Origin of the sequence: Acidisphaera sp. S103 (assembly GCF_009765975.1) — a bacterium.
Taxonomy (GTDB): domain Bacteria; phylum Pseudomonadota; class Alphaproteobacteria; order Acetobacterales; family Acetobacteraceae; genus Rhodopila.
Window position 1 is genome coordinate 57150 of the sequence record NZ_LMUJ01000026.1, and the last position, 21867, is coordinate 79016.

The following is a 21867-nucleotide window of genomic DNA, read 5'->3' on the forward strand; positions in this document are numbered from 1 at the left end:
CGCCGCCGCCGAAACCGCCGACCCATGGGAAGCCGCCAACCTCAGCCTGATGCGCCACGCTTACACGCGCGCCAAGGCGTTGCCGGAGGATCTGGTCGAGGCACAGGCCAAGGCGAACTCCGCCTGCGAGAAAATCTGGCGCACCGCCCGCAAGGACGCCGACTTCGCCATGGTGCGACCCCATCTGGCCGAGGTGCTGCGTCTGACCCGCGAATCCGCCGCCGCGCTCGCCGGCGCACTCGGTCTGACCCCGTACGACGCCCTGATGGACGGCCACCAGCCGGGCATCGGCGCCGACGACGTAGCCCCGGTCTTCGCTGCCTATGAAGACTTCCTGTCCACCGCGCTGCCGCTCGCCGAACAATACCAGGCCGAACACCCCGCCCCAATCCGCCCCGTCGGGCCGTTCCCGGTCGCCGCGCAACAAATGCTCTGTCGAGACCTCGCACAGCGTCTGGGCCTGGATTTCGACCACGCCAGGCTCGACCAGTCCGCCCACCCATTCTCCGGCGGAACCCCCACCGACGTCCGGATTACCACTCGCTATCTGGAGGACGATTTCACCTCCGCCATCCTGGCCGTGGTGCACGAGACCGGACACGCTTTGTATGAGCGCGGCCTGCCCCCAGCCTACGCCCGCCTGCCGGTTGGCGAGGCCGCCGGCATGGCCACACACGAAAGCCAATCGCTCATCGTCGAGATGCAAGCCTTCCGCTCCGACTCGTTCCTCGGCTGGCTCGGTCCCCGGTTGCACGAGACATTCGGCGGCGCCCCCGACCCATACCGACTGGACAACCTGGGCCGCCTGTGGCGCCGCGTCCAACGCAGCACAATCCGCGTCGACGCGGACGAAATGACCTATCCGGCCCACGTCATCCTGCGCTTCCGGCTGGAGCGCGCGATGATCGCCGGAGACCTGTCCGTCTCCGACCTGCCCGCCGCCTGGAACGACGGCCTGCACGCCCTGCTGGGGGTCACGCCGCCCGACGACGCGCAAGGCTGCCTGCAGGACATTCACTGGTACGACGGCGCCTTCGGCTATTTCCCCAGCTACACACTGGGTGCCATGGCCGCCGCCCAACTGATGCAGGCCGCCCGCGCCGTAATCCCCAACATGGATGAAGCCTTCAGCCGAGGCGACCTGTCGCCCCTGCTGGCATGGCTTCGGGTCCATGTCCACGGCGTTGCCAGCCGGTTCGACTTCAACACGATCCTGGAACGCGCGACCGGCCGCAAACTCGACCCGCTCGCCTTCCAGTCCCACCTGCGCCGCCGCTACCTGCGCGCCGTCGACTAAGCGAGGGCAGGGGCCGCAACCACGCCGCCGCAAGGCTGACGCACCGGCCTCTCCTCCCCGTCATGGGTCGACCCGCCGGCCTCTCTTCCACGTCATAGAGTCTGGCGCGCGAGCCTCTCCCCCGTCATGGACCGACCCGCCGGCCTTTCCTCCCCGTCATGGTGAGCGAAGGCTCACCATCTACGCCTTGGGGGCAGAAAGGCAGAAGCCGTCGACACCGACCCAGGCCAGCGTTCAGACCTCCATCTCCACACAAACCGGCACATGATCCGACCCGCGCGGCCAATCCCGAGCGTCCCGCAGGATTGTCTGGCTGCGCAGCCCCGACTCCAGGTCCGGTGTCACCCACACATGGTCCAGCCGCCGGCCGCGATCCGACGCCCGCCAATCCTGGTTGCGATACGACCACCACGAATACAGCTTCTGCTCCGGCGGCACGAAATGCCGCACCGCGTCCACGAAGCCAGCGTCCATCCAGGCGTTCAGCCCCTCGGTTTCTGGTGGCGTATGGCTCACCACATCGAGCAACTGCTTATGGCTCCAGACATCGTTCTCCAGCGGCGCGATGTTCAGGTCACCGACAAGCACCGATCGCGAAAGAGTCCGCGCCGCGAACCAAGACCGAGCCTCGGCGATGAAATCGAGTTTGTGGCCGTATTTCGGGTTCTGAGTCCGGTCCGGCACATCCCCGCCGGCCGGCACGTAGAAATTATGCAACTCGACTGGCCCGCCCGGCGTCTGCAACGTCGCCGCGACATGCCGGCAGTCGCCCTTGCCGCACCAGTCCGGGGCGGTGTCGTGCAGTTCCAGCGGCACGCGGGACAAGATTGCCACGCCGTTGTAGCCCTTCATCCCGCGAAACACGGTGTGAGGATACCCCAGCGGCTGCAACGCCTCCGCCGGGAACAGCAGGTCCGGGACCTTCGTCTCCTGCAAGCAGATGACGTCCGGCCCGAGCGCCTCGACCAGCTTGTCGAGCAGCCCGACGCGCAAGCGCAGCGAGTTGATGTTCCAGGTCGCGACCCGCAGAGACGCCATCAGACGATTCGGGTCTTCACCGAACCGACGCCCTCGACGGTGCCTTCCAGCAGGTCACCGCGCTGCACCGCCGCGACATTCTCCGGCGTGCCGCTGTAGATCAGGTCGCCAGGCGCCAGCTTCACCAGCCCCGACAGGTAGGCGATCATCTCCGGCACGCTCCAGATCATCTTCGACAGATCGGAGGTCTGGCGAACTTTGCCGTTCACCTTCAACTCGATCAGCCCCTTGGCAGGATGGCCGACCTTCGACGCCGGCACCAGCAGCCCGATCGGCGCCGACCAGTCGAAGCCCTTGCCCATATCCCAGGGCTTGCCTTCCTTCTTCGCCGCGTTCTGCAGATCGCGCCGCGTCATGTCCAACCCGGCGGCATAGCCCCAGACGTGCCGCAGCGCATCGGCCTCGGCAATGTTCGCGCCGCCTTCGCCGATCGCCACCACCATCTCCATCTCATGGTGCAACTGACTGCTCTGCGGCGGATACGGCATGTCGGCGCCATCCGGCAGCAGCGCGTCGGCCGGCTTCATGAAGAAGAACGGCGGCTCCCGATCCGGATCGCTGCCCATCTCCCTGGCGTGTTCGGCGTAGTTGCGCCCGACGCAGAAAACCCGGCGGACCGGAAAGCTGCCACCACCGGCAACAGGCACGGACGCAATCGCCGGCGGGGAGATGACGTAATCAGCCATTCGGTTGCACCCTCGTATGGAGCCAGTCGGAAATAGTCGGAATCGGATGAAACAGCGGCCGGACATACGGGAAACATGAAGGCGAGGCAATGGTTCACCCGGCCGCGTGATCTGCCGGGAGGACCCCGGGACTCCAGTGGACGTGATCAACGTTTGGTGGGCCGCCGAGCGGTATGCCGGACCCGCAGGATGCGGACACTGTCCCGCGTGATTCGATAACGGATGATGTAGGGATATGCCGTTATCAGTTCCCGCATATTGGATTTGGGTACCGCTCTTCCCCGATGCGGAAAGTCTGCGAGGCTGTCTCCAGCGCCGATCAAGGCGTGGAATACGCTGGCAGCGGCTTGGGGATTGAAGACGGTCAGGTAGTCGAAGATTTTGACAATCTCGCGCAGGGCGGACGGCGACCAAATGACCGGCAAGGTCATACGGTCGGGGGTGGCGTCCGCTTACCCTGCGCCAGCTTCTTCAGCCATTCGCGGACCTTGGTGTGCGGAACGCCGAGGCCGGCCTCGATTTCCGCGTCGGCGATGGCGTCGCGCCGAACCTCTTCTGCCTCGTCCGGAAGTGTGTCGAAGATAGACTCGAGTTTGGTGTTGCCCATGTGCGAATTCTACCGATGTTTTACCGTGTAGTCACGAACGTCTGGTAGCCGCAGTTTCAGTTCACTGGCGCATCGACGATATCAAGCCGTACCTTGATCCGCTCCACATCGCCGCCCAACCGATCCACACGACGGGACAGCGAGGCGTAGCTGCCTTCCAGGAAACCAAGGCGCTCCTTGATCTCGATGATGTCACCCTTGATGTGGCTGATATCGCCTCGGATGGCGCGCAGCAACGTCAGGATCAGATTGTTGGGGTCATCAGACATTTGCGAAGTCCGTTTGTTGAAATCCACCAAGCAACCAGAGACCCCCCACGATCGCACGCGTAACCGCGCCGCAAAGCGACGATCCACGACATATCATAAATCGTACCGGCCCCAAAGCACGACAAGCGCCCCGATCCAGCCTAACCTCCCCGCACAACCCGGAGGGAATCAACGATGAAGATCGCCAAGATCGAGGACCTGCACGCCGACGCCGGTTGGCGCACCTTCTCATTCCTGAAAATCACCACCGATGACGGCTTGGTCGGCTGGTCCGAGTACACCGAGGCCGATGGCAGCCGAGGCCTCACCGCCGTCATCCAAGGCATGGCCGAAGCCCTGATCGGCACCGATCCGCGGCCGATCCAGGCTATCGACTCACTGCTGTATGTGAAGCAGGTCCAGGCCCCCAACGGCGTCAACCAGCGCGCCATCGCCGCCATCGGCAACGCCCTGCTCGACATCAAGGGCAAAGCCCTCGGTGTCCCGGTCTACGAACTGTTCGGCGGTCCCGTCCGCCGCCGCATCCCCGTCTACTGGTCGCATTGCGGCTCCTACCGCGTCCGCAACCACGAACTGGTCGGCGTCCCCCCGCTGCGGACCTACGACGACGTCGCCGCCCTGGGCGCCGAGGTCAAACGCCGTGGCTTCAAGGGCCTCAAGACCAACATCCTGCCCTTCGACGGTGAAAAACTGACAGGTTTCGGCCCCGGTTTCGGCCGCACGCCCGGCCACCCCGAACTCAACGTCGACCGCAAGACCCTGCAAGCCGTCCGCGACCTGCTGGGAGCGTTCCGCGCTGGCGCCGGCCCCGACATGGGCCTGCACCTCGACGTCAACTACCACTTCAAGACCGAGGGGTACCTGCAGATCGCCAAGGCGGTCGAACCGTTCGATCTCACCTGGCTGGAAATCGACACCTGGGACCCGCAATCCCTCGCCCTGATCCGCAGCAAGGCGCCGTGCCCCATCGCCTCGCTGGAATCCGTCACCGGCCGCCGAGCCTTCCGCCCGTTCCTGGACGCCTATTCCACCGATGTCGCGATTATCGACGTCATCTGGAACGGCTTCCTCGAATCCATCAAGATCGCCGCCATGGCCGAGGCGTATGAGGTCAACGTCGCCCCGCACAACTACTACGGCCACCTCTGCTCCGCCGTCAGCGCGCATTTCTGCGCCGTGGTGCCCAACTTCCGCATCATGGAAATCGACATCGACAGCGTCGCCTGGCGGGATGAGCTTTTCATCAACGCGCCAATCATAGAAAACGGCGACCTCATCATCCCCGACCGTCCCGGTTGGGGCGTCGACGTCAACGAGGCGGCCGTCAGAGCGCACCCGCCAAAAGGAAGATAATGACCGAACCTACCTACGATATCCTCGGCATCGGCAACGCCATTGTCGACGTCGTCGCCCGAGCCGAGGACAGCTTTCTGTCGCGCCACGACATGCACAAGGGGGCGATGATCCTGATCGACGCCCCGACGGCCGACTCGATCTACGCCGCGATGCCTCCGGGGCAGGAGAGCAGCGGCGGGTCCGCCGCCAACACCTGCGCCGTCGCGGCGGGCCTCGGCGCCAAGGTCGCCTATATCGGCAAGGTTGCCGACGACCAGTTGGGTGCCGCGTTCCGCCACGACATCAAGGCGGTCGGCGTCCACTTCCCCACCGCCCCGCTGTCCGGCGGCGCCCCGACCGCCCGCTGCCTGATCCTGGTCACGCCGGACGGCCAGCGCACCATGAACACCTTCCTGGGCGCCTGCGTCACCCTGGGCGAGGCCGACGTGGACCCCGCCCTGGTCGCCGCCTCCGCCGTCACCTACCTGGAAGGCTACCTGTTCGACCCGCCGGAGGCCCAGGCCGCCTTCCGCAAGGCCGCCACCGCCGCCCATGCCGCCGGCCGCCGCGTCGCCCTGTCGCTGTCCGACGCCTTCTGCGTCAACCGCCACCGCGCGGCGTTCCTCGACCTGGTCGCCAACCACGTCGACATCCTGTTCGCCAACGAGACCGAGATCACCGCGCTCTACGAACGCAACACCTTCGAGGAAGCCGCCGAGGCCGCCCGCAAGGACATCGCGCTCGCTGCCCTGACCCGCAGCGAAGCGGGCAGCCTGATCATCCAGGGCACTGAAACGGTCAAGATCGCCGCCCAACCCACCAAGGTGGTGGACACCACCGGTGCCGGGGATGCCTACGCCGCCGGCTTCCTTGCCGGCCTGACCGCCGGCAAGCCGTTGGCTGTGTGCGGCCAGATGGGCAGCATCGCCGCGTCGGAGATCATCAGCCACTACGGCGCCCGTCCGGAAACCGACCTGCGCAGGCTGATGCCGGCTTGAACGAGCGTCCGACTCGCCACGGCCGGCCCCACTCCCTTCGATCGTCATGGCCGGGCGTGTCCCGGCCATCCGCGCAGCGACCGCTGGGACACGTTCCGCCTACACAGAGAACCCCATGATCCTGCACGCCATCCAGGCCGGCGACGGCCCACCCGTCGTCCTGCTGCACGGCCTGTTCGGCGCCGCCCGCAACTTCGGGGCTGTCCAGCGCGCCATCGTCCCGCACGTCCGGGTCGTCGCGCTGGACATGCGCAACCACGGCGACAGCCCGCATGCCGACGACATGCGCTACCCCACCCAGGCGGCCGACGTCCACGAGACCCTTCTGTCCCTCGGTATCGATAAAGCCGCGGTCATCGGCCACTCGATGGGCGGCAAGGCGGCCATGGCGCTGGCCCTGCAATATCCCGATCAGGTCGGCCGCCTGCTGGTCGCCGACATCGCCCCCGTCATCTACCAGCACGGCAACGATATCATTGCTGCGGCGATGGCCGCGATCCCCCTGACCCCATCACTGACCCGCCAGCAAGCCGACGCCGCCCTGGCCGACGCCGTCCCCCGCCCCGACATACGAGCCTTCCTGCTGCAAAACCTGCGCTTCGGCACCGACCCGCATTGGCGCATCGGCCTGGCCGAAATCGCCGCCGCCGTCCCTGACCTGGAGGGTTGGATCGACCTGCCCGGCACCTACCCCGGCCCAACCGTGTTCGTGACCGGCGCCAACTCCGACTACGTCCGCCACGAGCACCGACCCGCCATCCGATCCCAGTTCCCGACGGCCCGCTTCGTCGCCGTCAAGAACGCCGGCCATTGGGTCCACGCCGACAACCCCGCCGGCTTCCTCTCGGTCGTGGAGGCCTTCCTGCACGACTGGCGATAACGATCACGCGGCAGGCAGCCGCAACGGCAACAGGAACGTCAACGCCACCGCCGCCCCAGCCCCACACACCAGAAACACATCCAGCGCCGGCAGCGCGGCGATCGCCGGAGCCGTCACCGTCGGCGCCAGCGCCTGTGCCAGCAGCACCGGCACCGCGAGCCACCCCAACAGCGCCGCATATCCCGCCGGCCCGAAGATCGCCAGCGGCAGCGTCCCCCGGTTGATCGTCAGGATCCCGTTGCTCATGCCATACAGCACCGCGAACCCCATCGCCGCGTAAGCCCCACCGAACAGCAACAACACCGCCCCAACAGGAAACAGCACTGCCCCGACACGCGCCTTAACCAGCAGATTGATCCGCGGTCCGATGACATATTCCAGCAGCCGCCCGGCGACTTGGGCCGGCCCGATCAGCGCAGCAACACCAACCGCCTCCGCCGCGGTCAGATCGATTCCCTGCAACAACGACAGGATATGCACCGCGATCGTAGACGTAATGAACCAGCGCAGCGCAAAGAACCCGCCCAGCAGCACCAGCGCCCGACGCTGCGCCGAGGACCGGGGCATCCCGCCCTCCACGCCATCCTGGCGTGGCCGAGGCGGCGCCGGCGGCACCAACAGCCAAACCATCGGCAAATTGACCAGCAGCATCAGCCCCGCATAGCCCAGCAGCAGACCACGCCAGCCCAGCGTCCCGATCAGCGTCGCCCCCACGGTCCAGAACACCGCGCTCGCAAACCCCGCCACCAGCGTGATCCCCGTGATGCTGGGTCCCGCCTCCTGTCCCAGCAGGCCGCCGACCGTCGCAAAGGCGGCGTCATACAATCCCATAGACATGCCCGCGCCGATGATCGTCCACCCGAGGTACCAGACCGCCAAATTAGGCGTGAACGCCAACACCACCTGGCCAACAGCCATCACCACGATGCTGGTCAGCAGCGCGCCACGCCCGCCATGCCGATCGATCCACTTCCCGACCCGAGGCGCACCTGCACCCGCCACCAGCAACGCCCACGAAAACGCCCCCAGCATCCGAAACCCCGACTGCCCCAGCGTCACCCCAACCGGCCCCGCAACGATCGCCGGCAGGAAGAACGTCATCCCCCAGGACAGCATCTGGTTGATGCCAAGCACGGTGCCGAGGCGGAAATGCGATGCGGACATTCCGCTCAGCATCCGCCAAACGACAACCCGGAACAATCCACACCCCAGCCAGTTGTCCATACCGCCCGCTCGGTCCTACACTAACCGGAAACCAACGGGAGCGTTCGATGAGCAAGCAGCCATTCGACTACACCGTCGCCGATTTCAATTATATCGAGCACGCCGACGGACCCCAGCGCCTGCGTCTTTTTATGCCGGTGGGAACAGGACCATTCCCTCTGATCGTGGACCTGCACGGCGGCGCCTGGAGCAATCAGGACCTCAAGGATTGCGAACCCCGCGACCTGGTGCTCGCCAAGGCGGGCTTCGCCGTCGCGGCGCTGAATTTTCGGCACGCCGGGTCGGGCTACCCGACCTCACTGGTCGATATCAACTATGCCATCCGCTGGCTGAAGGCCCACGCCGGCAAGCTGGGGCTGCGCGCGGACGCCGTCGGCCTGTCCGGCCAGAGCAGCGGCGGTCACCTCGCCATGCTGTCGGCGATGCGCCCGGCCGATCCCCGCTACACCGCCATCGCCTCGCCCGACGGCGCCAAGGTGGACGCCACGGTGAAGGCCGTGGTCATGCAGTGGCCAGTGATCAACCCGCTATCGCGCTACCGCAACGCGGTGAAGCTGCGGGATTCCGGCAACCCGCCCGCCTGGGTCGGCGACATCCCCAGCCGCCACGACCTGTACTGGAAGACCGAGGCGGCCATGGAGGAAGGCAATCCCATGCTGCTGCTGGAACGCGGCGAGAAGGTGCAAATGCTGCCCGCGCTGTGGATCCAAGGCCGCCCCGACCCGACGCACGATTACCGCGACCCGGTAGGGACGTTTGACGGTAACGAACCGGAACGATTTGCGCACAACTACCGCAAGGCCGGCGGAGACCTGGAATTGCTGTACATCGACAATGCCACGCGCGGGACGGAGACCTCCCACAATCCCACAGCGGCGTTCTTCGCGCGCCATCTGACCTGACGGCGCGCCACGTGCGGCGGGACCGTAGCAGCGGTCCCGCCGGCGGGTTACGGTTCGCAACCAAATTTGGTCGCAAATGAAGCGACATTTACCAAATGATAGGATAGAAGGCCGCGCAATTGCCCAGGCGCCCGGCGCCGATTGCGAGGTTTGTTCGTGGATCAGGATTCGCCCACCGAAGTCCAGATTCCGCCGACGCGGGTCGAACCCGCGCGCTCGTTCGGCCCACGCCTGCCACGCCCGTTGCAATTCCTGCTGGTCGGGATCGCCCTCGCCCTTCTGGTAGCCGTATTCATCGGCGGACCTGCGGTATTGCATCTGTTCAGCCGATCCACACCGGTCCCAACGACCGAGGAAGCGCCCGCTCAGCCCGACCCAACTGCATTCAAGCCGACAGCCCGTCAGTGGGCGACCCTGAAAATCCAGACCGTGGAGGACCAGGCGTTCCAGCCGGTGGCGGAAACCGACGGCCGGATCGCTCTTGATGACGATCTTGTGACGCCGGTCTTCTCCCCCTACAGCGGCCGCGTGACGCGCCTGATGGCCCGAGCGGGCGACACGGTCCAGCGAGGCGACCCGCTGTTCGCCATCCAGTCGACGGAACTGGCGCAGGCGCAGAACGACCTGATCACCGCTACGGCCGGGGTGAAGACGGCGAAAGCCCAGCTCAACCTGGCGGAAACCAACGAGAAGCGGCAGCACGCCCTCTATGCCGCCCAAGGGGCGGCGCTGAAGGATTGGCAGCAATCCCAGGTCGACCTTGCCACGGCGCAGGGCGGGATGAACAACGCCTTCATCGCCTTGGCCTCGGTGCGCAACCGCCTGCGGATCCTGGGCAGGAGTGAGGCCGACATCGCCGCCATCGCCGCCACCGCCGATCTGTCCACCCTAGATGCCGACAGTGTGGTAAGAGCACCGATCGGCGGCACGGTGGTGCAACGGCAGATCGGCCTGGGCCAGAACATCATCAGTGCCTCGGCCGGCGCGACCAATCCCGTGTTCATGATCGGCGACGTCTCCAAGGTCTGGATGGTCGCCAACGCCCGGGAAGAAGACGCCCCGTATCTGCACCTCGGCGATCCGGTCGAGGTCCGCGTCCTGGCCTACCCCGGACGCGTCTTCAAGGGCCGCCTGAACTACATCGCCGCCTCGCTGGACGCCGCCACCCATCGCCTGCCGGTGCGCGCTGAGGTGGAGAACCCGCAGCAGACCCTGAAGCCTGAGATGTTCGCCAGCTTCCGCATCATCACCGGCGCCGAGGCCCAGCATCCGGCCGTGCCCCGTGATGCGGTGGTCTTCGAAGGCGACACCGCCCACGTCTGGGTCGCTGACGACACGGCAAAGACGCTCGCCATCCGCCCAATCAAGCCAGGCCACACCCGCGACGACGGCACAACCGAGGTCCTCGACGGCCTGAAACCCGGCGACAAAATCGTGACCGCCGGCGCCGTCTTCATCGACCGGGCGGTGACCGGTGACTGATATCCGCCCTCGTCACGACGGACCACGGCTCACCAACCACCCCCCTCGTCGTCACGACGGACCACGGCTCACCAACCACCCCCTTCGTCGTCACGACGGACCACGGCCCACCATCCACCCCCCTCGTCGTCATGACGGACCACGGCTCACCAACCACCCCCTTCGTCGTCACGACGGACCACGGCCCACCATCCACCCCCCTCGTCGTCACGACGGACAACGGCCCATCGTCCACCCCCCTCGTCGCCACGACGGACAACGGCCCGTCCACCACCACCACCACCATCGTCATGGCGGGCGAAGGCCCGCCATCCACGCCTTCCTATGCCGATCCTGCACAAGGCATAGCCCGCCCCCCAACAGGCCCCACCCATGAACGGCCTGATCGCCCTCGCCCTGCGGCAACGCATCCTCATGCTCGTTTTGATGCTGACCGTGTTCGTCGGCGGTGGCGTCGCCTTCACCAAACTGAACATAGAAGCCTACCCCGACCCGGTACCCCCCCTGGTCGACATTATCGTCCAAAGCCCCGGCACATCAGCCGAGGAAATGGAACGCTACATGACCATTCCGGTCGAGATCCAGATGGCCGGCATCCCAAACCTGACCGCTATCAGAACGATATCACTGTTCGGCCTGTCCGACATAACTGTCCAGTTCAACTACAATTTTACCTATCAACAAGCCGAACAATGGGTGATCAACCGCTTGTCGGCGCTGCCGCCAATGCCGAACAACGTGGTGCCGCAAATCTCCCCCGAAAGCCCGATCGGTGAGATCATGCGATACCGCGTGGTCGGCCCGCCCGGTTATTCCGTGACCGACCTGAAAACGATCGAGGACTGGATGCTGGAACGGCGCTTCAAGGCCGTCCCCGGCGTGATCGACGTCAACGGCTGGGGCGGCAAGACCAAAACCTATGAGGTCACGATCGACCAGCACAAGCTGACCGACTACGGGCTGACCGTGCCACAGGTCGTCGCCGCGCTGAACAACGCCAACATCAATGTCGGCGGCCAGACGGTGAATTTCGGCACCCAGGCCGCGGTGGTGCGCGGCATCGGCGTGATCCGCTCGCTGGACGACATTCGCAATACCATGGTGTCGCAGAACAGCGGCTCTCCCGTGCTGGTGCGCGACGTCGCCACGGTCACCGTTGGCAACGTCCCACGGCTGGGAATCGCCGGACAAGACAACGACGACGATATCGTCCAGGGCATCGTTTTGATGCGGCGCGGCGCCGAAAGCCTGCCGACGATCAAGCGGGTGGAGGCGCTGATCAGCAGCATCAACCATTCCACCGTGCTGCCGCCCGGCGTACACATCGAAAAAATCTACGATCGTTCCGATCTGATCAACGTGACCACCCAAACGGTGCTGCACAACATGCTGGCCGGCATCGTGCTGATCTTCATCGTGCAATGGCTGTTCCTCGGCAATCTGCGCGCCGCCTGTATCACCGCGGCGACGATCCCCTTCGCGCTCGCCTTCGCCATCGGCCTGCTGCTGCTCACCGGAGAATCCGCCAACCTGCTGTCGGTGGGGGCGATCGATTTCGGCCTGGTGGTCGACGCCACGGTGATCCTGGTGGAGAACGTCGTCCGCCGCCTGGCGCAACCGCCCTCGGAACGATTCCTCCAATCCGTTTCGGTCCAAACCTCACGACCTGTCGCCGCTTTGCGCGGCAAGTTCGCGGTGATCGGCAACGCCGCGATCGAGGTGAACAAAAGCATCTTCTTCTCGGCCGCGATCATCATCGCCGGCTTCGTCCCGCTGTTCACCATGAGCGGGATCGAGGGCCACATTTTCGGCCCGATGGCCCGCACCTACGCCTACGCCATCGCCGGCGGACTGATCGCTACCTTCACCGTGACGCCGGCGCTGTGCGCGGTGCTGCTGCGCGGCCGGGAAAGCGAGAAAGAAACCCTGCCGGTCCGCCTGCTGCATCGCACCTACGGACCAGTGGCCAGGTTCGCGCTCGCCAACCGCGTACTCACCCTGGGTGCTCTGGTGCTGTTGCTGCTGGGCGCCGGCCTCGCGATCCGGACACTTGGGCTGGAATTCCTGCCCAAGCTGGAAGAAGGCAATATGTGGATACGCGCGACGATGCCAACCTCGGTCTCGCTGGAGGACAGCAACGCCTACGTCAATCGCATGCGCGCGGTCATGCGATCCTACCCCGAGGTGGTTACCGTCGTGTCGCAGCACGGACGCCCCGACGACGGCACCGATGCCACCGGGTTCTTCAACGCCGAATTCTTCGTGCCGCTGAAGCCGTTCGACACCTGGCCCGCCGGCGTCGACAAGGACAAGCTGACCGAACAGATGATGCAGCGGCTGCAGAGCGAATTCCCTGGCGTAGACTTCAATTTTTCTCAATACATCGAAGACAACGTCGAGGAGGCCGCCTCCGGCGTGAAAGGCGAGAACTCGGTCAAACTGTTCGGTGGCGATCTGGAAACGCTTGAAAAGACCGCAAACAAAATAAAAGACGTCATGGCGACCGTCCCCGGCATTACAGACCTCGGCGTCTTCGCTTCGCTCGGGCAGCCCACGGTTCGTATCGATATCGATCGCGCCCGAGCGGCGCGGTATGGGCTGGCGCCGGGCGATATCAATACGACGGTGCAAGCGGCGATCGGCGGGCAGCAGGCGGGAAACCTGTATGAAGACGGATCGGACCGCAACTTTCCGATCATGGTCCGGCTGGCACCTGAATACCGGAAAAACCTCGATGCAATCCGCCACATCGTCGTCGGAGCGCCAAATCCGAACGGCAATGGCGTGGTGCCGATTCCCCTGACCGATGTGGCAACGATCCGCCTGACCTCCGGTGCATCGTTCATCTATCGCGAAGGGCAGGAACGCTACATTCCCATCAAGTTCAGCGTGCGCGGGCGAGACCTCGGCACCACCGTGCTGGAGGCACAGAAGAAAGTCGATGAAGCCGTCGTCATTCCCGGCGGCTATCACCTCGAATGGGTCGGCGAGTTCGGTAACCTGGAAGAAGCGATCGCCCGCCTGGAAATCGTTGTTCCGATCGCGATCCTGCTGATCTGCCTTCTGCTCTACATTAACTTCGGCTCGTTGCGCGACATGCTGCTGGCAGCGAGCGTGATCCCGATGGCGCTGATCGGCGGCATCTTCGCGCTGTACGTCACCGGCACCGCGTTCAGTGTGTCCGCCGCCATCGGGTTCGTCGCGCTGTTCGGCATCGCCGCGATGGACGGGATCATCGTCCTGACATCGTACAACGCAACAATCGACGCCGGCCTGCACCGCACCGAAGCGATCCTGCGCACCTGCCGGGTCCAAATGCGCCCCGTGCTGATGACATGCGTGGTCGCCTGCGTCGGCCTACTGCCGGCTGCGATCTCGAACGGCATAGGCTCCCAGGTACAAAAACCTCTGGCGCTTGTGGTGGTAGGCGGCATCATGCTGGCCCCCGTGCTGATCCTGATTATCCTGCCCGTCCTGATCGACACATTCTCCCGCCGCTCAGCAGCAGACGAGCCAACCCACGACCTGGAACCCGCAGCGTAACCGGATACCCACCCGCCGCCCGTTGGCCCCCCGCCGCCACCTGACCCCCCGTCATACCGGCGAATGCCGGTATCCACGCCGTTCTTCCCGCCCACCACAACGAAAATCAGCCACCCCATCACTCTTTCGGCGTCACCCGCACCCCAGCAACCCGAACCCGCGGACGTCGCAAGTCCAGCAGGATCAGCGCCGCCGGAATCATAGCCGCAATCCGGAACGTCGTCTGGAACGCCACCATGAACCCATCCGGACTGGATGCTCGCAGGCTTTGGAAAATCAGCATCAACACAGTCGCCCCAGTGACCGTGCCGATCGTCCGTGTCGCCATACCCAGCGCACCCGCGACACCTCGGTTTCGCGCCGGAATGGTGGCGGTGACGATGTCGAAATACGCAACCTGGAACAGCCCGATCCCAAACCCCTGCACCAGCATCGACATCACCAGGATCGGGATATCCGGCGTACTCCCGGACAGCGAAATCCCAAACAACCCGACGCCGCTCAACGCGGTGCCCACCAGCGCGATCACCCGAGGCTTCTGCCCCACCGCCAGCCGTCCCGCGATCGGCGCGGCAACGATCAGCCCGGCCGGCGACGCCGCCAGCACCAGGCCCGCCATCGGCAGCGTCAACCCCGGAATACGAGCCAGGTAGAACGGCGCCAGCAGCATGATGGAGAACGCGGACAGATTGAGCAGCACATTGCTGAGGTTGATCACCGCAAAATCGGCGCTCCGGAACGTTTTGAAGTCGATGATCGGCTTTGCCGCCCGATGCTCCTGCCGATAGAACAGCACGAACCCTACAATCGCCACCACCGCGAACACCACCGTCTCCGGACCCGGCGGTCGCAACCGGTTCAACGCCAGCAGCATGAAACTCAGCGCCAACGCCAACAACGCGCCGCCCACCGCATCGAACGGCTCACGCTCCCCACGCGCCGGCCGAGGCAACGTCCACGCCAACAAAAATGCCACCGCCGCGATTGGCGCCCGGAAACTGAACACCGCGCTCCACCCGAAATGCTCCACCAGCGTTCCGAACACCGAAGGACCCAGCGCACTGCCGATACCGAACATCATCATGTAGCGCGCGAGCACCTGTGTGCGCTGTTCCTCGGGGAACAGGCTGATCGCCAGTGCCGGCCCGCAGGACAGGATCAACCCGGCGCCAACCCCCTGCGCCACTCGTGCCGCCAGCAGCACGCCATACGAAGGCGCTAACGCACAGCCAACGAAGGCGAGCGAGCTGACACCAGTGCCGAACAGAAACACGCGCCGGTACCCCAGCAAATCGCCCACCCGCCCGAAGCTCAGCATCAGCGACGTCTGGGTCAGCGTGTAACTGATGACGATCCACTGGATCATCGGGATCGGCAGCCCGAAATGCGCGACGATCGCCGGGAACCCGATATTCACCGCCGAGTCCAGCGGCACCACCAAAGTGCCCAGGCCAACGATCAGCAGCGGGATGATTGGATGTTTCAGGACGCTGCACCCCGCATGGCGCGCCACACCCGCGACGCCGAGGCCGGACCGTCCAGCGAGGTAACCCCGACCGCATCGGCGATGGCGTTGGCAATAGCGGGGAACAGCGCGATGGCACCTGCCTCGCCGCAGCCCTTCACACCCACGGGATTGGTGGTGCAACGCGTGCCGGCGAAACGCAGGTCGAAACTGGGCAGGTCACCAGCCCTTGGCATGGCATAATCCATGAATGTCCCGCTGATCGGCTGACCGGACTCCGGATCATAAACCGCGTGTTCCAGCAGCGCCTGACCGGCCCCCTGCGCGATCGCCCCATGCGCCTGGCCGGCCGCGACCATCGGATTGACGATCACCCCGTAATCATCAACCGCGGTCAGCCGTTCCAAGGTGACGGCGCCTGTGTCGGGATCGACCTCCACCTCCGCGACATGGGTGCCGTTAGGAAACGTCATCGCCTCCCGAGTCCACTGATGGTACGTATCCAGCGTCCCCGGCGCCTTCGCCGCGACATCCAGCAAGGCAATGACACGATCGGTTCCAGCGACGCGAAACAACCCGTCCTCGAACACGATATCGGCCTCGGCCGCCTCCAGCGCCTGAGCAGCAATGGCGCGCCCCTTGGCGATGATGATGTCGGACGCCCGCCAGATCGCCGTGCCGCCCATATACGTGGCGCGAGAACTACCATGCCCGCCACCCATCGGTATCAGATCGGTGTCGCCCTGCTTCAGGTGGATCATCGCATTGGGCAGCCCCAGCCGATCCGCCAGGATCTGCGGCATCGTCGTCTCATGCCCCTGGCCGATTGTCTGAGTCCCCGTGATCAGCGAAACCGACCCATCCGCCTCGAACCGAATATCGACGTTCTCAGTCGGCAGGCCGCCGGTGGCCTTGATGTGGCAAGCCAGCCCGACACCCCGGCGCTTGCCGGCGGTTTCACTGGCGCGCCGCCGAACCGAAAAACCCTCCAGATCGGCACCACCAATCGCAGCATCAAACGCCGCTCGGAAATCCCCACTGTCCACAACGAACTTGAAGGCATTTGTCATCGGTATCGTTCGGACGAAGTTGCGCCGGCGCAAATCGATCCGATCGAACCCGCACTGCCGAGCCGCCGCGTCGATCAACCGCTCCATGATGTTGACCGCCTCGCCAAAGCCCGGCCCGCGCGTGACCCCGATCGGGACGGTATTGGTCAGGACGGCCTTCACCCGCAGGGCAATGGCCGGAATACCGTAGACGGTGCCTTGCAAGTGCGGATACTGATTGGTCTGCACACCGCCGGCCCCACCGGCCATATAAGCGCCGAGGTTGGCGACACTGTCCACATGCAGCGCCAGAAAGTTTCCATCGTTATCAAGCGCCAGCGTGGCAACCGACAGATGATCTCTGGCCTGATGGTCGGAGAGAAATGTTTCGGATCGGGTAGAAATCCATTTCACTGGCCGACCAACCCGACGCGCAGCCCACAAAATCAGCGCCTGCTCCGCATAAGCAAAATTCTTCGCTCCGAATCCACCACCCACATCATGTGCAATGAAACGAACTTCCCCCGGCGCCACCCCAAGCGCTCGGGATGCCGTATCACGGTTCCCATGAAGGTTCTGACTGGACACATGCAGCGTGTATCGACCGTCGTAGACACCGATCGCACCACGCGGCTCCATCGGATTGGTGACGATGCGGTGGTTGTTCAACGCGATCGTTACGACATGATCAGACGTCCGGATAGTATCCGCGACCCCCGCGGTCTGGCCCCATGTCCAGTCCATGCACACATTGTCCGGTACCTCGTCCGCCAACAGCGGAGCACCCGGCCGCAACGCATCATCCGCCCGCGTAATGGCTGCCAACGGTTCATAATCCACCACGATCCGTTCAGCAGCATCCAGCGCCTGGTTCTTCGTTTCCGCGACGATCAAGGCAACCGGCTCGCCCACATACCGGACCTTGCCCTCGGCCAGCAGAGGCTGCGGCAGAAAGCGGAATGGCTCATTGGTCTGCACATTGGCCTCGACCGTCGGACGCAACGGACGAAGCCCATCGGCCGCCGCGTCCGCCGCCGTCAGCACAGCAACAACGCCCGGCATCCCCGCCGCGGCCGTGGTTTCGATCGCATCGATACGGGCGTGTGCATGCGGGGAACGCAGGAACACGGCATGGGTAACGCTGTCAAAGCGCAGATCATCCAGATACGCACCGCGCCCGGCAACAAAGCGGGCGTCCTCACGCCGGCGCGGAGAATCGCCAATGACGGCGCGATCGTTCATGGACAGTCCCCAGGGTTTCCTCAAGCGCCAGTTTGGGCCGGGAGCAGGGCAGGGGGCAAGGGACCCCCGTGCCCCTGCACCATCACGGCACCGCCCGCGTCTCCGCCAGATGATCGAACCGCTTCTTGTATGTCCCCAGTCCCATCGTCTGCGACCGCAACTCGATGATCAGGTCATGCATCTCGGCCTCGGGCACCAACGCCTCGACATCATCCCAGCCAGTCCACCCGGACCGTTCGGCGAACCCCAGGATCTGCCCGCGCCGCCCGGTCAGCAGCCGCTGCGCCCTGGCGGTGTAGTCGTTCGGCACACTGATCGTGACGTGATCGACCGGTTCCAGCAGGACCGGATCGGCCTTGGCCAGCCCCTCCTTCATCGCGATCTGAGTCGCGGTCTTGAACGCCATGTCGGAACTGTCGACCGAATGAAACCCGCCATCCACCAGCGTCACAGAGATATCCACCACCGGATACCCAAACGGCCCCTTTTTCGTCGCCTCCTCGGCCGCATCGCCCACCGACGGAATGAAGTTCCGAGGCACCGCCCCGCCGACGACCTTATCGACGAACAGGAACCCCTCGCCGCGCTCCCGAGGCGCGATGTCGATCTTCACGTCGGCGAACTGCCCATGCCCGCCCGTCTGGCGCTTCAATCGCCCATGCTCATGCACCGGTTTGCGGATGGTCTCCTTGTACGCGATCGCCGGCTTCTGCACCGCCAGTTTCAGCCCGTAGTCCCGCGCCAGATGGTCCACCACGGTCTGCAGATGCATCTCGCCCTGGCCGTGCAGCACGGTTTCGCCTTCTTGGGTGATGAAAAGTGAGGCATCTTCCTCCGCCAGCTTGTGCAGCGCCCCCGACAGTTTCACATCGTCCTTCCGATCCGTCGTGGCCACGGCCATCGCGTAGACCGGCGGCGCCGGATGCGGGAAGGGCAGGGGTTCCGGCTGGCCGCCAGGCGACAGAGTGGCACCGGTCGGCACGCCATCCAGCCGGCCGAATGCAACGATGTCGCCCTGCCGAGCGTCCGGCACCTTGGCCATCTCGCCGTTCACATACCGATAGATGCCACCGAGGCGCGTCCCGCCTAACTGAGCGCCGTCGGCCACCGTCCCGCTCCACACCCGGACATACGACAGCTTCCCGGTATGCCCGGCATAAACCGTCTTGAATACCTGCGCCCGAGGCGCCCCGCCGGGTACGATCTGCCGCCTCTCCGCGGTTTCAGCCGGGTCGGGCGTGTCATGCCGCAGCGCCTTCCACAGGCGGCGCACACCGGCGGCGTGTTCGGCGGCCCCCACCAGCACCTCGATCACCGCGCCGGCGCACAGATCCTTGCGCATGTCGCGATACAACTCGTCCGGCGTCGGCTTTATGTCCTCCAGCACCTTCTCCAACAATGCGTCGTCGCGATCGGCCAGAGTCTCCACCAGCCGGTCCAGCGCGGCCTGTTCCTCTGCCAGCAGCGCCTCAGGGATCTGCATCAGTTCGGATGCCTGTCCCTTGCGGTAGCGATAGGCCCGCTCACTCATCAGATCGACGTAGCCGGTGACGGCCTCGCCGTCGAAAATCGGCATGTGCCGCAGCACCAGCGGGCTGGCGGTATAGCTCTGCAGGGCGGCCAGCGTGTCGGCGATGCTGCCTTCCAGCGTGTCGATCTTGTTGATGTAGATGATGTGGGGAACGCCTTCATCCCGCAGCGTCTTCAGCAGCGGCGCGACCATCGCGGCCTTTGCCGGCGTCGGCTCACAGACCACGACGGCGATATCCACCATCGCCAGTGCCGAACAGGTCTGGTGGGCAAACTCGATCGACCCCGGGCAGTCCAGGATGGACCACGGGTCGTCCAGATAGGTGCAATGTCCCAGTCGGATCTCGGTGGTCGTCGGGCGGTTGCGCGGATCGGCCGGTCGTTTGACAGGCGCGCCCGCTGCGTCCAGCAGGGCTTCAAAAAGCGTGGATTTTCCGCTGCCATAAGGCCCCACCAGAGCCACCGAGCGGGGACTTCTGCCGTTCTTGGTTCCGGACATGGTCGCACCTCCTTCGTTAGTGGAAGGCGCCAGCCGAGATGCGGGCCCGTGCGAAGCGGGCACCCGGAGCGCCCTCGCCAAGGGATGCTACCGCAAAATCCAGCGAAGGGGAGTCGTATCCGGTGAAATTCGAGGTTACCGACCGACTTACCTCCGAAACCCGGTAAACCCACTGGGAATCCGCTGGATCGCCGCGATCGTGGCGCGCCGGGTCACCGCATCAGTGCCAGGCGCAAACTCCAACGACACCGTATCGACGATCCCGCCGTACCGCTTCTCGATCGCCGCCGGCAGTTCATCATAAGTCGCTCGGGCCACGAACAGATCCAGCACATCGTCCGGCACCTGCGCCGCCATCTGGTGCCACAGGCCCTGCTTCGACATCTCGGTCAGCCGCACACCCAGGTCGCCAACCCCATGCAGATCGAAAACCCCACGATAGGCCGGCGTCGATCCATAGAAGGCCACGCGATAACGGACTTTCTCCGCGGCGTCCTTCACCGCGGCCTGATCCGGACCGGTGGCGACAAACCCGCCGCCGGTGATCTCGAACGTCTCGAACGACTTGCCCGCCGCGGCCAGTTCCGTCGCCAGCAGCGGCCGCACGACTTTCTCCAGATAGTCGCGCGTGGCGAAACTATGCAGCCGCACACTGTCGGCCACCCGAGCGGCGGTCTTCAGCATCAGTGGCCCGACCGCCGCCATCGCGATCGGCGGCAGGCCCAGCCCCTGCGGCCCCGGCGAGAACTCCGGCGTCATCAGTGAGAAATTGTAATACTTTCCCTGGTAACTCAGTTTCTCCCCGGTCTCCCAGCACCGGAAAATTGCCCGCAACGCCTCGACATACTCCCCCAAACGAGCGGCCGGCGCGATCCAAGGGGTGCTGAACCGCCGTTCGTTATGCGCCTTGATCTGACTGCCCAGCCCCACAACGAACCGCCCGCGCGAGTGCCGGTTCAGGTCCCAAGCCTGGTTGGCGATCACCATCGGACTACGCGGAAATGCGATCGCCACGGACGGCACCAGCGCCACCCGTTCGGTGGCCAGCGCCGCGAAGGCGAGCGGTGCGAACGGATCGTGCTTCAGTTCGCTCGCGGTGACGGCGTCGGCGCCATCTTCTTCCGCTTGGCGCGCGACCGCGGCGCAGGCTCGCCAATCCGCCACGGGCAGCCCAATTGAAACCCGCATCGTGTCCCTCTCGCGTGTGGTTCGTCCAAGTGTGCGACAGGCGTGTCTCGGCGGCAAATGCCGTCACGCCGGCGGGATATTGTTGCTTCGACAGTGCCGATCGGCCATCATCCCGCTAATTCCAGGAATGGAGCGTCCCATGGCCAGAACAATAAACGCCGCCGGCCTGAAGCTGATCAAGAGCTTCGAGGGGTGCAAGTTGACCGCCTATCAGGATGTCGCCGGCATCTGGACGATCGGCTATGGCCATACGCGCAGTGTTTCCGTCGGCATGGTTTTCACCCAGGATCAGGCGGACCAAGCCCTGGCCAGTGATCTTCTCAGTACGGAGGCCGCCGTCGCCAGGGCATTGGCCAGCGTGGACACGAACGACAATCACTTCGCCGCCATGGTTTCGCTGACCTATAATATTGGTTCCGGCAATTTTGCTTCCTCGAGCGTTCTGAAACATCATCGAACGGGTCGGGCGCAGGACGCAGCCGATGCATTCCTGATGTGGAACAAAGCCACGATCAACGGCGTCCTGCAGGTGGTGAACGGTCTGACCAACCGGCGAACCGCGGAACGGACACTGTATCTGACATAAATAGGCGAGAGAATCTGGCAAGTCTGGCACAGGGATGCTTTCTGCTG

The 21867-nt window shown here is 64.9% G+C and carries 18 protein-coding genes; 8 read left to right on the top strand and 10 right to left on the bottom strand.

Annotated features, from left to right (window positions below; translation table 11 throughout):
* Window positions 1–1297 (top strand): carboxypeptidase M32 (locus GSQ89_RS03460; protein ID WP_158922047.1); only part of this gene is annotated, 1297 nt, incomplete at its 5' end.
* A gap of 234 nt (window positions 1298–1531) precedes the next feature.
* Here GSQ89_RS03460 and GSQ89_RS03465 read toward each other — a convergent pair.
* The 5 genes from GSQ89_RS03465 to GSQ89_RS03485 form a co-directional block, all read right to left on the bottom strand.
* On the bottom strand, window positions 1532–2335 hold the full coding sequence (locus GSQ89_RS03465; protein ID WP_158922049.1) for an exodeoxyribonuclease III: 804 nt from the start codon (window positions 2333–2335) through the stop codon (window positions 1532–1534).
* Entirely contained in the window at window positions 2335–3021 is a 687-nt protein-coding gene (locus GSQ89_RS03470; protein WP_158922051.1) for a fumarylacetoacetate hydrolase family protein, read from the bottom strand. The genes GSQ89_RS03465 and GSQ89_RS03470 overlap by 1 nt, the downstream gene beginning before the upstream one ends.
* Before the next feature lie 146 nt (window positions 3022–3167).
* Window positions 3168–3452: a type II toxin-antitoxin system RelE/ParE family toxin gene (locus GSQ89_RS03475; RefSeq protein WP_158922053.1), complete on the bottom strand. Its 285-nt coding sequence runs from the start codon at window positions 3450–3452 to the stop codon at window positions 3168–3170.
* Complete coding sequence (locus GSQ89_RS03480) at window positions 3449–3628, bottom strand: hypothetical protein (RefSeq protein WP_216855994.1); 180 nt, start codon at window positions 3626–3628, stop codon at window positions 3449–3451. The genes GSQ89_RS03475 and GSQ89_RS03480 overlap by 4 nt, the downstream gene beginning before the upstream one ends.
* Window positions 3629–3684: 56 nt before the next feature.
* A complete protein-coding gene (locus GSQ89_RS03485) occupies window positions 3685–3897 on the bottom strand; it encodes a hypothetical protein (protein ID WP_158922055.1) in 213 nt (70 codons plus the stop codon).
* A 174-nt stretch (window positions 3898–4071) separates the two neighbouring features.
* Between GSQ89_RS03485 and GSQ89_RS03490 the strand changes: the two genes are divergently transcribed.
* The 3 genes from GSQ89_RS03490 to GSQ89_RS03500 all read left to right on the top strand — a co-directional run bounded on the left by GSQ89_RS03490 (window position 4072) and on the right by GSQ89_RS03500 (window position 7110).
* Window positions 4072–5250 (top strand): mandelate racemase/muconate lactonizing enzyme family protein, encoded by a 1179-nt coding sequence (locus GSQ89_RS03490; protein WP_158922057.1) that lies wholly within the window; start codon window positions 4072–4074, stop codon window positions 5248–5250.
* Complete coding sequence (locus tag GSQ89_RS03495; RefSeq protein WP_158922059.1) at window positions 5250–6230, top strand: adenosine kinase; 981 nt, start codon at window positions 5250–5252, stop codon at window positions 6228–6230. Before GSQ89_RS03490 ends, GSQ89_RS03495 begins: the two co-directional genes overlap by 1 nt.
* A gap of 115 nt (window positions 6231–6345) precedes the next feature.
* Window positions 6346–7110, top strand: coding sequence for an alpha/beta fold hydrolase (locus GSQ89_RS03500; RefSeq protein WP_158922061.1), 765 nt, complete (start codon window positions 6346–6348; stop codon window positions 7108–7110).
* A gap of 3 nt (window positions 7111–7113) precedes the next feature.
* Here GSQ89_RS03500 and GSQ89_RS03505 read toward each other — a convergent pair whose 3' ends face one another.
* The gene (locus GSQ89_RS03505) at window positions 7114–8274 is read right to left on the bottom strand and encodes an MFS transporter (RefSeq protein ID WP_158922063.1); all 1161 of its coding nucleotides are present in this window, start codon (window positions 8272–8274) and stop codon (window positions 7114–7116) included.
* Between the two features lie 107 nt (window positions 8275–8381).
* On the opposite strand from GSQ89_RS03505, the gene GSQ89_RS03510 reads away from it, so the two are divergent.
* The 3 genes from GSQ89_RS03510 to GSQ89_RS03520 all read left to right on the top strand — a co-directional run bounded on the left by GSQ89_RS03510 (window position 8382) and on the right by GSQ89_RS03520 (window position 14261).
* The gene (locus tag GSQ89_RS03510; RefSeq protein WP_158922065.1) at window positions 8382–9236 is read left to right on the top strand and encodes an alpha/beta hydrolase; all 855 of its coding nucleotides are present in this window, start codon (window positions 8382–8384) and stop codon (window positions 9234–9236) included.
* 156 nt (window positions 9237–9392) lie between these two features.
* Window positions 9393–10718, top strand: a complete 1326-nt coding sequence (locus GSQ89_RS03515; RefSeq protein WP_158922067.1) for an efflux RND transporter periplasmic adaptor subunit — start codon at window positions 9393–9395, stop codon at window positions 10716–10718.
* A gap of 372 nt (window positions 10719–11090) precedes the next feature.
* Window positions 11091–14261 carry an efflux RND transporter permease subunit gene (locus tag GSQ89_RS03520; RefSeq protein WP_158922069.1) on the top strand — a complete coding sequence of 1057 codons (3171 nt, stop codon included), beginning with the start codon at window positions 11091–11093 and terminating at the stop codon, window positions 14259–14261.
* 118 nt (window positions 14262–14379) lie between these two features.
* Here the strand turns inward: GSQ89_RS03520 and GSQ89_RS03525 are convergent, their stop codons facing one another.
* The 4 genes from GSQ89_RS03525 to GSQ89_RS03540 form a co-directional block, all read right to left on the bottom strand.
* Window positions 14380–15774 (bottom strand): MFS transporter, encoded by a 1395-nt coding sequence (locus tag GSQ89_RS03525; protein WP_158922071.1) that lies wholly within the window; start codon window positions 15772–15774, stop codon window positions 14380–14382.
* Window positions 15744–18017, bottom strand: a complete 2274-nt coding sequence (locus tag GSQ89_RS03530) for a xanthine dehydrogenase family protein molybdopterin-binding subunit (protein ID WP_158922073.1) — start codon at window positions 18015–18017, stop codon at window positions 15744–15746. Before GSQ89_RS03530 ends, GSQ89_RS03525 begins: the two co-directional genes overlap by 31 nt.
* 82 nt (window positions 18018–18099) lie before the next feature.
* Window positions 18100–20046, bottom strand: a complete 1947-nt coding sequence (locus tag GSQ89_RS03535; RefSeq protein WP_158922075.1) for an elongation factor G — start codon at window positions 20044–20046, stop codon at window positions 18100–18102.
* 147 nt (window positions 20047–20193) lie between these two features.
* Complete coding sequence (locus tag GSQ89_RS03540) at window positions 20194–21234, bottom strand: TIGR03617 family F420-dependent LLM class oxidoreductase (RefSeq protein ID WP_158922077.1); 1041 nt, start codon at window positions 21232–21234, stop codon at window positions 20194–20196.
* A gap of 139 nt (window positions 21235–21373) precedes the next feature.
* Between GSQ89_RS03540 and GSQ89_RS03545 the strand changes: the two genes are divergently transcribed.
* A complete protein-coding gene (locus GSQ89_RS03545) occupies window positions 21374–21820 on the top strand; it encodes a lysozyme (RefSeq protein WP_158922079.1) in 447 nt (148 codons plus the stop codon).
* The last annotated feature ends 47 nt before the right edge of the window (window positions 21821–21867 follow it).